Source organism: Lampropedia aestuarii (genome assembly GCF_004803635.1).
Classification (GTDB): Bacteria; Pseudomonadota; Gammaproteobacteria; order Burkholderiales; family Burkholderiaceae_C; genus Lampropedia; species Lampropedia aestuarii.
Window position 1 is genome coordinate 1 of record NZ_SSWX01000006.1, and the last position, 12,128, is coordinate 12,128.

Sequence of the window (12,128 nt, forward strand, 5' to 3'; positions counted from 1 at the left end):
GGGTCACTGACATCACGTATATCTCAACACACGAAGGTTGGCTGTATTTGGCTGTGGTGATTGATTTGTACTCTCGCCAAGTGGTGGGCTGGGCAATGGGCAGCCGCATCGATACGCAGCTTGCGCTCGATGCACTGCATATGGCTGTTTGGCGCAGAAGGCCTAGTGAAACAGTCATTGTTCATTCGGATCAAGGCTGTCAATTTACAAGCCATGAATGGCAGAGCTTTTTAGAGGACCACAACCTGTGCTGCAGTATGAGCAGACGCGGTAACTGCCATGACAACGCAGTGGCAGAAAGCTTCTTCCAATTGCTCAAACGCGAACGCATCCGTAAAAAAACCTATGCCACAAGGCAAGAAGCGCGCAGCGATGTCTTCAACTACATTGAAATGTTCTACAACCCGATTCGCAGGCATTCCTCTGCAGAAGGCCTATCTCCTGTAGAGTTCGAGAGACGCAATTCCATGAGGCTCAAAACTGTCTAGGAAATACTGGTCGATTCACCCGAGAGTCAGGTTGAGATCAATACCTGCTCGGTTTCTATTCAATGGCTTGCTAAACGCAACATCATCCGCCTTTCCATACTAGGCAATCGAAATATTGAGCCCGCCTTGAATCTCTTTTGCATCGCCCAAGCACGTCGCATGGGCAGCACTTTGCGAGCTGGTTATTTGTGTTGCGAGTTATCTCCACAATAGACAGACCAGTGCGTCATCAACGCTCTGCGTCTTTCCACCATGTCGGAACGTTGGTACGCACGCACTGTTTCATCCCCAATGACATGAGACAGAGCGACTTCTAGCATGTCGTGCTCATAGTGCCCCAGTTCTGCTCCCCAGGTGCGAAAGCTGGCCCGAAAGCCATGCATGGTGTAGTTCACTCCCATACGGCGCAACACCTGGGTGAATGTCATATCGCTTAATGGAGCTTTTTTCCTGCTGGGGAAAATTAGACCTGTCAGTTTTTTATCAAATTCGGGGCTCAATGCTTTGGCTTTTTGCAAGATTGCTAATGCCTGTTCTGACAAAGGAATACTATGGCTTCGGTTGGCTTTCATTCGCTCTTTAGGGATGATCCAAGCATTCGTGCGAAAGTCGATTTCCTCCCAGGTCGCTCCACGGGCTTCGCCTGAGCGACAGGCGGTCAAAACAATAAATTCAAAAGCCAGCTTAACTACCTGTGAGGCTGCTCCTTCTTGCACTTTGGTGACTAAGCTTGCTACTTCATGATGTGGGCATGATGCATGGTGAGTGACTTCGCGTTCAACGGTGTTTTTAGGCAGTGCAAGCTTCAATTGTTCCCATTGCTGTGAGTCTAAGCCCGTACAGTAGCCCATGGCTGCGGCGTGATTTATTACCGTACGTATCCGTTGAAGTACGCGAGAGGCCGTTTCAGCCTTTGTTTTCCAGATAGGCAGAAGAACTTCACGAATATGATCGCGGCTAATTTCTGAAACAGGCACCCTGCCTAACTTTGGGAAGGCATAGCTTGCCAATGTATTGATCCATTGAGCCCGATGTTTGACATTCTTCCATTGGGTCTGGTTCACTTCAAAGTACTCAGTTGCGCATTGTTCAAAGGTACGGGACTTGCGGTTTTTTTCTTCTTGCTCAATGCGTACTTGTGCTGCAGTCTCTTTGCGCATTTCAATCGGGTCGATTCCGTCACTGAGTGACTGCCGGAACTTGCGCGCTCTTTCTCGGGCTTCAGCCAAAGACCAATCAGAAATCGACCCTAAACCCATTTCACGGGTTTTCTTGTTGAGGGTGTAACGCAAAATCCACGTTTTACTACCACCCTTCGCAACTTGCAAATACAGCCCAGCGCCGTCATGGTACATGCCTGGCTCTTTGGTGTTTTTAACCGCGAGTGCGGTCAGACGATCACGGGCTTTGCTGATAGCTTGGGGCATGATGAAAAGCCTTCAGTATTTAATTGAATGATTATTTACCCACAATTTTACCATCAATTGTGGGTGCGCTTGCATGCGTTATTTTGATGCCTATTGATAGATTTTGATTGTTTTTAATTTTCATAAATATTTGATTAATAATGAATTAATTTGTTTTTGACAGATTTTGAATGAATTCAATGCGTCGATTTTGGCGGTCACCGCTTCCGCCAGAATCAATCTCGATTGATACCAATAAGCCCCGATCAGTCCCAACTGTCGGGGCTTTTTCTATGGGATTTCTCAATCACCATTGCTTCTAGTCTCATGCCATGTCCGTGCAGGCATCAGACGATCATGGCATCGTACATGGTACGAAAATGAAGCCGTACCATGGCCTTGACTGAGACAAGTGTTCAGGGCGCAAAAACCGCAGGTGACAAAACCATCTGCGGCGAGTTTTTGCTGATGGCGTAGCAAGGGGCGTGTGAGCGACTTTTAATACGACTGGCAGCTAAAGCTGTCGGCCAAGTTGACATCACCACTGCCTTTGTAGCGCGGCCAAGTGGGGTATTCGCACAGCGGTCGGGTGCGGCCAGGCACGCCAGCGGTGTCGCTGACCACCTGAGCGCCAGGGGCGCTGCCGGTAGTGACCCACTGGTCCAGCGCATGCAGCGAATCCCAGTTGGCATTGAATGCGGTACTGGCCGCATGGCCATAACCGGGCACTTCGTAATAACGCGCAAAGCGCTTGACGGCAGGTGCACCCATTGTCTGCTCCAGACGCTGCCAGTATTGCTCAGTTGCGCGGGTGCTGACGAGTACATCGGCCGTGCCGTGCGCCATGAGCAACTTGCCGCCCCGTTGGCTAAAAGCCGTGAGGTCGGTGCTATTGATGTCCTGCAGGCGGGTGAGTTCATTGATGCGCTCCGTCCATACGCCAGGATCTTGCGGGTTGAGTGAGAGCGCGTCGAAGCTGGCATCGCGGGTTACGAAGTAGCGCACCCACTGGTCCCAGAACACAGCCCAGTATGGGGCGGTGAGTGGGGCCGGACTGGCCGGTGGCGTGGTGTTCATCGCGAGCAGGTTGATGGTAGGCTGCAGTGGGCTGCTGCTTTCCTCACCCAACTCTGAGCCCCAGATGTTAAAGCCGGGGTACTGTGTTTCGCCACTGCCTAGTGGGGTGCTGAAGCGGATTGGGCTATTGTAGGTTTGCAGTGCCTCGATCATGGCATCCGACAGGCAGTGATCCTGGCTGGTGCCACCAGCGCAGCGCAGCGGCTGGCCATTGACGCTGGCTGTGGCTGGGTCAAACTGGCTGTTGCAAGCGGCCATGTTGCTGATCACTCCGTCCTGCACACCATCCAATGCATCGCAGGTCTCCAGAGCTGCCTGGCGTAGCAGCTTGCGCTGGCCCAGGCTCGGATATGCGTCTGGCTGGGCAAAGGCACGGCTAATGCGGCCAAACTGCAGATCCAGGCTGGCGGCATTCCAAGCTGGGTACCAGGCGATGACGCCGTCCCAGTCGGAGGGCCATTTCTGGGCCACGGCCAGTGCCTCGCGTCCCCCAGTAGAGCCACCGATGAAGTAGCGTCTGTCAGGCTTTTTGCCGTAGAAATGGGTGACCAGCACATCTGCTACGTCACTGACTTTCTTCAGTGCAGCCCCCGAGAAATTGGTGACCGCTTCGTCGTTCATGCCAAAGCTGCCATCGCGGCTGCCGGCCGCACCTGCCTGATGGCCAGAGTCGCTGCCAAACACCGCATAGCCCTGACTGAGCAGCGGGTAAGCGCCCTGACTGGCAGGCGCTGCTGGATAACTGTAAAGGCTGGGCACCACTCCGTTGTATCCGCCACCACCCACCATCACCACTTTGCCGTTCCACTCCTTGGGTAACAGCAGGCCCATCTTGATGGGGGGTGCGCCAGGGTCTACCGGAGCGATCGAGATATGGGCCAGCACGGATGTCGGAGGCTGCGTGCCAGTGGTGGCGCTTGGCGTTTCTGTCGAGGTCACTGTAGCGCCACTGGTGGGCAAACCAATTTGGCTGGCAGGCACCTGTTGGCGGGCCAACGCTTGGCTGGCATCGTCGAAATTGAAGCTGTGGTTATCGTCATCGCTGCCGCAAGCTGCGAGCGCGAATACTGCGCTGGTGATCGCCGTCAGTGGGATTAAACGCAGCCAAGGGGGAAGGCAGGCTGTTGTCATGGTGTCTCCTGGTTGTAATGGTGGGAACCGAAAGATATCAGTGCAATCCAGCTTGAATTATGGAAGTGAGTCAGCCAGTTAATCACAGGGTTTACGGTTAAGTAGTTCTACATAAGGTCGCGCTGCAATAGCCTATGTGTCCATGCCTTGGCCTCAACACGGTCTCGGGTGATCTGCTGCGTAAATGTTTCGCGCTATGGCTTGAAACAAACGCCTTGCTGCTAAGCTTGCTGCGTACACGTTCATATGGCGAGGGTTTTACAGAGATTCCTAAGAGCCTGTTTACGATTATTTCGCAGACCGCGTTGAAGATGATAAGCAAATACTAAGAACGTAAACACGTTCTAAGAAAGAGACAGCAAGCAATGACTATAAAAGACGCACCAATTCGCCGCTTGAATGTTGTGGGCTGCGGCCGCGTTGGCAAGACACTGGCCAGACTCTGGAGCCAAAGCGGCGCTTTGATGGTCCAGGATGTGCTCAATCCCAGCGCATCCAGCGCGGCCAACGCGGTCGAGTTCATTGGTGCCGGCAGGGCCGTGACCGATATGGCCGATCTCAGGCCTGCAGACACGTATTTGATCGCCGCTCCCGACGCGCTTTTACAGCCCATTGCCACTCAATTGGCCGAGCGTTGTGCGGCTGTGCCGCACGCCATTGCCTTGCATTGCAGTGGAGCGCTTGGCGCAGATGTGCTGGCACCGCTGCGCGCTTGTGGCTGGTCAGTGGCCAGCGCCCATCCGGTCATGAGCTTTGCTGATCCGGCATCGGCAGCCAAACAATTTCAGGGCACGCCATGTGGTGTGGAGGGCGATGCTGAGGCTGTGGCAGAGGCAACAAGAGCGCTTGTACACGTAGGTGCTGAATGCTTTGGCGTTGAGCCTGCGCACAAGCGCCTCTACCATGCGGCTGCTGTCTATTCGAGCAATTTCTTACCGGTGCTGCAGGCTGTCGCGATCGAGCTCTGGGAGCACAGCGGTGTGCCGCCTGAACTCACCAGGCACCTGATGGAGCGCTTGATGCGCAATGCAGTGGATAACATCAGCGCATTTGGCCCCGCTGCGGCTTTGACCGGGCCAGCAGCCCGTGGAGATAGTGCCGTTGTCGCCGCGCAAACCCAGGCGATTCAAGATTGGGACCCGCTGGCAGGCGAGGCTTATGGCGCGCTGAGTGCATTGGCCATGCGGCTTGCCAAGACGGGAAAAGTGGGCACACGCGAAGACACGCAGTGCTGACGCGGTGTGAGCAGCTGATTGGCGGTCTTAAGCACTCCAAACCCCAGCACCCAAAAGAGCCGCACGGCTCAACAAAGCGCATTACTGCGTTGTCCGTGTTGCTCATACAGACGTATACAGGCATATACAGAGGTACGAGCGGCAAAAGGCGCCTTGTACGGCCCCTTTTGGGTGCTTTGCGCGGCTGCGTGGCGATGGTGAGCAGGCTCTTAGCCAGGAATCATGCCCAATAGCTTGAACCAGCCATAGTCCAGAGGCACCAGCACCATCCACGTGATGGCTGCCAATGCTAGGCAGAGTCGGATGCCGTCCTTGGCCCTGACCTGGCCCATGCCCATCGCGACGACAATGGGCGATGCTTGGTAAGGCAGCAACGGGGTGGCATAGCCAATGACTTGCACCATGAGAACGGTGAGCAGAGGCAGACCGGATGCATCGGCTAAGGATTGCGCGAGCGGGGTGAACAAGGCCGGCACGCCATTGGCAGTGACGCTGAAGTTCAATGCACTGGTCAGTGCGACCAAGGCGGCGAAACTGCGCGTTGGACTGCCTGGCTCCAGCGGCAATACCTGTATCAGCCAAGCGCCCATCAGCGCCCCCAGCCCTGAATAGCCCACGAGTGCAGTCAAGCCCAGGATGCCTGCGACGTAGATACAGGTGCGGATGTTGACACCGGTGGCAAATTCATCGCCGCTCAAAAAACCGATGCGGGGCAATAAACAAACGCAGGCCGCACACAGGCCAATCCAGGCTGGCGAGATGCCATGCAGGCCGTCGCTGATCCACAGTGCCAGCGTTGCCAGCAGCAACATGCCCAGGCGTTTTTCAGCCGGGCTGAGCGGTTTGTCAGGCTCTGCGGGCAAGACCTCTTGTGGTTTGGCTGGAAACAGCAGACACAGACAGGCGACCAAGGCCAGTCCTTTGAGCACGCCGAGAATCGGCGCGTGCAGCACCAGGTAAGGCAGATACGACAGATGGATGCCATAGGCGCTCTCAGCTGCACCTGCCATGACCAGGTTGGGCACGTTCGCTGGCAGGATGCTGGCAGAAAGCTGGAAAGTGCCAAAGCCCACAGCCAAGGCCAGGGCAGTGCGGCCGCGGCTGCCTTCGCCCAGTCCGGCGCGTTCAGCCAGCGCCAGGACAATGGGCATGAGCAAGGCGATGCGTCCCATGTTGGACGGCATGACGAAGGCCAGTGCATAGGCCAGCGCCACCACACCCCCGACCAGGCGGGGCCATGAACCAGTCAGGCGGCTGGCCAAACTGCGGGCGATGCGATCGGCCAAACCGACCTTGCGGATCGCAACGCCAAGCACAAAGCCACTGAGCACCAACCAGAATGCCGCAGACGCAAAGCCTGAGAACAGCACTTCGGGTGGGGCCAGATTCAGCATGGCAGCGGCCGCAAAAAACAGCAATGCCACCAGGTACTCTGGCAGTTTGGCAGTCGCCCACAATCCAATCGTTAGAACAACCAGCCCTGCCGCTATCCATACCTCTACTGCCATCGCGCCTCCTGCCTGTTATATATTGCGCCACACTATATCGAATGAATCCTTCCATTCGCATGGTCGCCTTTTAAAAAAGAAGGAGTGAGATGGCCAGGCTTGATCTGGCCGACCTCCGGCTGTTTGTTGTGCCAAATCGCTAAAGCGGGCTCTATCACGGGAGGGGGCTGAGGTTGCGCGGAGATGAGGGGCAGGCTATGCCTCCCCTCATCTCTGATGGCTGTAGGCGCCATCCATGGCATAGGCCTCAGCCTGCACTTGCGCTAGCCTACAACGCCTCGATGACGGTGAACTGCTGCCGAGTCCCACCCACCAGAATCTCAACCTCATCACCGGCGAACTTGCCCAGCAGACTCTGACCTAATGGCGAGCGCGGTGTGATGGTGGTAATTGACTGCCCGTGCAAGTCGAGCTTCAGGCCCGCAGCATCGGGGGCTAGAAACAACCATTGCACGCGCTCTTGGGCGTCTTCCAAACACAGCAAGGCGCCGATTTCAATGCCACGCTGCGCATCGTAGGCGCGTACAACAAGGTTTTGGCAAACCTGCAGCGCTTGGCGAATTTCCTCCATGCGGCGCGCTTGCCCGGCTGCCAGGTAGGAGGCTTCCAGTCCCAAGGTGTCGTATTTGTTCTCGGGGGCACTCTCTTCGTGGGTTGCTGCTTCGTAGGCGGAGTGAACTGCGCGCGCTGTCATAGCCAGATCGGCGCGCAGGGCCTCCAGAATCAGTTGGTGGACTGTATTTTTGTGCATGGTCATGGGCCCATTGGCTGGCCGTCGGCGCGGTTGTACGCGGCTGGCCGGCCATTTTAAGGCAGTGCATGGCTGCTTGGCCGTTGGCCCGACGGCTTCCTATTTGGCTGCAATCATCGCGATGATTCGGTGGGCTTGGGCTGCATGGGAATAAGCATGTGAACCCGTTTGTCGCAGCCTATGCAGCCCAGCAGGCGTGCTGATGCGCTCGTCCATGGCCCTCATCCCAGGGGGGGCGTGAGAGCCTGTTCAAAGTCTCGACGCAGTCGCGCAAGGCACAAAAAAGAGGCAGTGCAAGGCGCTTGTTGCAGCTCATACGTCTGTATGAGCAAAACGGGCAACGCCGCAATGCGCTTTTTTGTGCCTTGCCCTTCGGGTTGGAGCCCAAAAGGCACGCTGCTTTGTTAAAAATCCTCGCCGGGCAGATAGCCCGACTGCGTTTTTTGCCGCGCATCGTATCCTTTTGGGCTCCAACGCGGTCTGCGTGGAGACTTTGAACAGGCTCTGAGAGCCAGTCAAGCACCACACCATGGCGTATTTGCGCTCAATACCAACAAGCATGCGCCCGATAAGTGGGCCAATGCTCTGATTAATGCAGCAGCAATTTGAAGCGCTCAATGCTTTGGGTGATCAGCGCCTGCGCCGCTGGTGACCACCTGCCCATGTCAAAGAAGCCGTGGATCATGCCTGGCCCTTCAATGAGTTCGGCTTGCCCGCCCGCAGCGCGCAGTGCTTGGGCGTAAGCGGCACCTTGGTCGCGCAGCGGGTCGAACTCGGCCGTCAACACCACCGCAGGTGGTAAGTTGGCCAGGCTGGCCGCTTGCAGTGGTGCGTAACGCGGGTCCTTGGTTTGGGCGTTGCTGCCCAGGTAGTGGTTGATGAACCAGGCCATCGTGTCCAGCTCCAGAAAATAGCCTTTGCCGTTTTGATCCATGCTGGGGTAGCTGGCCGCAGAATGGTCCACGGCTGGGTAGATCAGCAGCTGCGCGGCCAAAGGGGTGCCAGCATCGCGCAACTGCTGCGTGACTACCGCTGAGAAATTGCCGCCAGCGCTATCGCCTGCTACCCCCACGGTGCTGTTGCCGCCCAGTTCTTTGGCGTGGGCGACGATCCACTTCGCAGCCGCTACTGCGTCTTCAATGCCTGCGGGAAACGGGTGCTCGGGCGCGAGCCGGTAGTCGACCGAAACCACCACGGCTTGTGTGCCCCGGCAGATTTCGCGGCATATATTCTCGTGTGTCTCCAGGTTGCCAATCACGTAGCCACCGCCGTGGAAATACACCACCGTGGGCACCGGTCCTGCGGCTTCTGGACGGTAGATGCGTGCTGGAATCGCGCCTGCCGGGCCAGGAATCGTGATGTCCTGCGTGCTGGCAACGGGTACGCGTTGGTCGTCTGTGAGCGAGCCAGCGGTCAGTGCCAGATAGCCAGCGCGGCTTTCTGCGGGCGTGCTGTCATGGATGGGTTTGGCGCCAGAGTTGGCCATCATCTGCAAAACGCCGGCGAGGTGGGGGTCAAGTGGCATGGTCAAGGTCTCCTTGTGGTTGTTGTAGAGTCTGTTTGGCTGTCTGTTGGGCATTACAACGCGGTTGCGTCGAGACTATGAACAGACTCTTAGCGGTAGCTCAGGGTCTCATCGGCCTGTGGTTGCAAGGCCGGCAGCTCGGTGCGCTCGGTGCCGTATTCATGCATGTGTTTCCAGGGCGCTTGCCAGGGCGCGCGGCTGCCCTGGCGTGGCAGCTTGTCCTGTGCGCGCATCATGTAGCCGGCGCTGACGGTGTTGGGGTCGGTCCAGGGCTCGCGTGGCATGTCTGCCTCTGCCGCCTCCAGTGTAGGCACAACGACTGCAAGGCCATTGTCCCGCATGTGCGCCAGTACGCGGCAAATCAGGTCGCTGACCAGGTCGGCGCGCAGTGTCCAGCTGTAGCGGAAGTAGCCAATCGTGTGGGCCATATTGGGTATGCCTTGCACCATCAGGCCGCGCCAGGTCATGTGCTGCGTGAAGTCCACCGGCGTGCCGTCCAGACTGAACGGCACGCCGCCCAGGAACTGCATATTAAAGCCGGTGGCAGTGACGATGATGTCGGCATCCAAGTGCTGGCCGCTGTCCAATGTAATGCCTGTGGCGTCAAAGTGCGCGATGGTGTCGGTCACCACCGAGGCCTTGCCGCTGGAGATCGCCGCGAACAAATCGCCATCAGGGATCACTGCGATGCGTTGCTGCCAGGGTCTGTAGCTGGGGTTGAAATGGGTGTCCACGTCGTAGCCTTCGGGCAGTCGGTTGCGGGTTTCCTGCATCAGAAACTCGCGCAGCTCGCCGTTGTGCTCGCGTGCCATGCGCACTACCTCATCGGTCTTGGCGATGAAGGCGCGGCGCATGATCTCGTGCATCCAGTCTTCTGGCAAATTCAGTGGCTGCAGCTGCTCTTGCAGCGGATGGGCCCAGGGCTCACAGGCAAAAAATGTGGGTGAGCGCTGCAGCATGGTGATGTGGGCGGCATCTCTGGCCATATTCGGGATCAGCGTGGCAGCCGTTGCACCCGAGCCGATCACAACCACGCGTTTGTCGCTGTAGTCCAGATCTTTGGGCCAATGCTGTGGGTGCACAATCTGGCCTTCAAAATCCTGCATGCCCGGCCACTGAGGCGTATAGCCCTGGCGGTGGTCGTAGTAGCCAGCGCACATCCACAGAAACTGGGCGCTGTAGCTCAGTGTCTCACCAGTGTCGCCGCGCGTGACTTGCACAGTCCAGCGCTTGTCTTCTGAAGACCAGTTTGCAGATACGACCTGGTGCTGGAAGTGGATATGAGGGGCCAGCTCGTTTTCCGCGATCACCTCGTCCAGGTAGTGGCGGATTTCATCGGCTGTGGCGATGGATTGGCCGCGCCAGGGTTTGAAGCTGTAGCCGTAGGTGAAGAGATCACTGTCCGAGCGCGCGCCTGGATAGCGGTGTGTCCACCAGGTGCCGCCAATGCCGTCCATGGCTTCAAGAATGGCGAACGTGCCATTGGGAAAATTCCTGCGCAGATGGCAGGCCGCGCCTATGCCGGATACGCCGGCGCCGACGATCAAAACGTCCACAAGGTGTGCCATGGGCTTGTCTCCTGGTTGTTGTTAGCCAATTCATGGTAGGTTAAGCCCCCATGGACGACTTGTGTTTGCGCGACATAATTTTGATTCTGTGCGACACCCTAAGGCAAGCCCCTATGCGCGTCGATTCCCCTACAAGCCTGATTCGTGCTGCTGCGCTGGCCCACTACGAGGAGCTGGTGCACTCCTTGGGCGGCGATTCAGCCGCTTTGCTGGCGGACTGTGGCTTGTCACCCAGTGACCTCTGCGATCTGGACTACCAGCTGCCCTACCTTAGTGTGGCGCAGGCTATCGAAGGCGCGCCCAGGGCGCTGGCTGCGCCTGACTTTGGCTTGCGTCTGTGTGCGCTGCAAAGCGTTGAGACACTGGGCTTGATGAGTTTGGCGATTCAGACTGCGCCTACGGTGCGCGAATGCATGCTGCAGGTCGATAAGTACATCCACCTGCACAACCCGGCGCTGACGTTTCGCAACTTTATGGCTGCTGAAGGTGGTATGGAATGCCTGGAAGTGGTGCATCGCATACGGCCGCTGGCCGAGATGCCGCAGATCACTGAAATCTGCGTCTTCTACATGTGCCGGCTGATTGATGTACTGTCAGATGGGGCGCTGCGTCCTGCGGCCATTCATTTGCGCCATGCACCGGTTGGCAGCAGTGCGCAGTACCTGCGCCATCTGGGCCAATTGCCACGTTTTCAGGCCGCATTTGACGGCATCGCTGTGGATGCATTCGCCTGGCGGCGCCCCATGCCGCGCCACAACCGCTTGCTGCAGCAACTGATTGAGCGTTTTTTGCTAGGCCAGGCAGCTGGCGCCAACTTGTCAATGGCCGATCAGGTGCGTGCTGCGCTGGGCAGCTTGATGCGTGTGGGCACGACCGACTTGCATTCTGTGGCCAGGGTGCTGCGCCAACACCCTCGCACGCTGCAACGCCACTTGGCTGCGGAAGGCGTGGCATTTGAAGCATTGCGCGATGGCCTCAGACAAACCTGGGCGCGCGAATTGTTGAGCGGCTCGACCCTGAGCATTGGCGAGATCGCCAATCTGCTCGGCTTTGCGGACCAGTCGGTACTGACGCGGGCATGCCAGCGCTGGTTTGGGGCGACGCCGCGCCAATTGCGGCGTGGTCTGCCTTTTTGAGTCTTGTTGTGTATAAAATTTCTCTAACTGCAGTTAATTGCCGTTAAGTTGTCTTATTCGTGGGTGGTTCGGTCTTTGCCCGCAGGTGCATTCATGTGTGTTAAGCGGCGTTGCTGCATTTATCGCTTAAAAGCGATTATTTTCATTTAAAAGCGCATAAATCGCATTCAACGAAGGTGATATTCTTGCAATCCTGGTTGTATTGAATACTTTTGGTCCGATGGGCTGATCCGGCATTTTTTCGACTGACAATCACCGCAGCGATTGTTTTATGAGGATGCCATTCGTATGCCAACCACCATT

The 12,128-nt window shown here is 57.0% G+C and carries 9 protein-coding genes; 3 read left to right on the forward strand and 6 right to left on the reverse strand.

Annotated features, from left to right (window positions below; translation table 11 throughout):
• The coding region (locus E8K88_RS05755) for an IS3 family transposase (RefSeq protein ID WP_136405710.1) at positions 1 to 488 on the forward strand (488 nt) is incomplete at its 5' end.
• Between the two features lie 182 nt (positions 489 to 670).
• Here the strand turns inward: E8K88_RS05755 and E8K88_RS05760 are convergent.
• Positions 671 to 1,915 (reverse strand): tyrosine-type recombinase/integrase, encoded by a 1,245-nt coding sequence (locus E8K88_RS05760; protein ID WP_136405711.1) that lies wholly within the window; start codon positions 1,913 to 1,915, stop codon positions 671 to 673.
• Positions 1,916 to 2,392: 477 nt separating this feature from the next.
• Complete coding sequence (locus tag E8K88_RS05765) at positions 2,393 to 4,102, reverse strand: tannase/feruloyl esterase family alpha/beta hydrolase (RefSeq protein WP_136405712.1); 1,710 nt, start codon at positions 4,100 to 4,102, stop codon at positions 2,393 to 2,395.
• A 365-nt stretch (positions 4,103 to 4,467) separates the two neighbouring features.
• On the opposite strand from E8K88_RS05765, the gene E8K88_RS05770 reads away from it, so the two are divergent.
• Positions 4,468 to 5,337, forward strand: coding sequence for a Rossmann-like and DUF2520 domain-containing protein (locus E8K88_RS05770; protein ID WP_240754351.1), 870 nt, complete (start codon positions 4,468 to 4,470; stop codon positions 5,335 to 5,337).
• Positions 5,338 to 5,546: 209 nt separating this feature from the next.
• Here E8K88_RS05770 and E8K88_RS05775 read toward each other — a convergent pair whose 3' ends face one another.
• The 4 genes from E8K88_RS05775 to E8K88_RS05790 all read right to left on the reverse strand — a co-directional run bounded on the left by E8K88_RS05775 (position 5,547) and on the right by E8K88_RS05790 (position 10,689).
• Positions 5,547 to 6,845 (reverse strand): SLC13 family permease, encoded by a 1,299-nt coding sequence (locus tag E8K88_RS05775; protein WP_136405713.1) that lies wholly within the window; start codon positions 6,843 to 6,845, stop codon positions 5,547 to 5,549.
• A gap of 268 nt (positions 6,846 to 7,113) precedes the next feature.
• Positions 7,114 to 7,596 carry a GreA/GreB family elongation factor gene (locus E8K88_RS05780; protein WP_136405714.1) on the reverse strand — a complete coding sequence of 161 codons (483 nt, stop codon included), beginning with the start codon at positions 7,594 to 7,596 and terminating at the stop codon, positions 7,114 to 7,116.
• A gap of 589 nt (positions 7,597 to 8,185) precedes the next feature.
• Positions 8,186 to 9,121, reverse strand: coding sequence for an alpha/beta hydrolase (locus E8K88_RS05785; protein WP_136405715.1), 936 nt, complete (start codon positions 9,119 to 9,121; stop codon positions 8,186 to 8,188).
• 89 nt (positions 9,122 to 9,210) lie between these two features.
• Positions 9,211 to 10,689, reverse strand: coding sequence for a flavin-containing monooxygenase (locus tag E8K88_RS05790; RefSeq protein ID WP_136405716.1), 1,479 nt, complete (start codon positions 10,687 to 10,689; stop codon positions 9,211 to 9,213).
• Between the two features lie 113 nt (positions 10,690 to 10,802).
• Between E8K88_RS05790 and E8K88_RS05795 the strand changes: the two genes are divergently transcribed.
• A complete protein-coding gene (locus E8K88_RS05795) occupies positions 10,803 to 11,825 on the forward strand; it encodes an AraC family transcriptional regulator (RefSeq protein WP_136405717.1) in 1,023 nt (340 codons plus the stop codon).
• Positions 11,826 to 12,128 lie beyond the last annotated feature (303 nt).

Coding starts and splice junctions, on each gene's coding strand:
- E8K88_RS05765 (WP_136405712.1), bottom strand. CDS start 4,102: ATGACAACAGCCTGCCTTCCCCCTTGGCTGCGTTTAATCCCACTGACG.
- E8K88_RS05770 (WP_240754351.1), top strand. CDS start 4,468: ATGACTATAAAAGACGCACCAATTCGCCGCTTGAATGTTGTGGGCTGC.
- E8K88_RS05780 (WP_136405714.1), bottom strand. CDS start 7,596: ATGCACAAAAATACAGTCCACCAACTGATTCTGGAGGCCCTGCGCGCC.
- E8K88_RS05785 (WP_136405715.1), bottom strand. CDS start 9,121: ATGCCACTTGACCCCCACCTCGCCGGCGTTTTGCAGATGATGGCCAAC.
- E8K88_RS05795 (WP_136405717.1), top strand. CDS start 10,803: ATGCGCGTCGATTCCCCTACAAGCCTGATTCGTGCTGCTGCGCTGGCC.
- E8K88_RS05790 (WP_136405716.1), bottom strand. CDS start 10,689: ATGGCACACCTTGTGGACGTTTTGATCGTCGGCGCCGGCGTATCCGGC.
- E8K88_RS05760 (WP_136405711.1), bottom strand. CDS start 1,915: ATGCCCCAAGCTATCAGCAAAGCCCGTGATCGTCTGACCGCACTCGCG.
- E8K88_RS05775 (WP_136405713.1), bottom strand. CDS start 6,845: ATGGCAGTAGAGGTATGGATAGCGGCAGGGCTGGTTGTTCTAACGATT.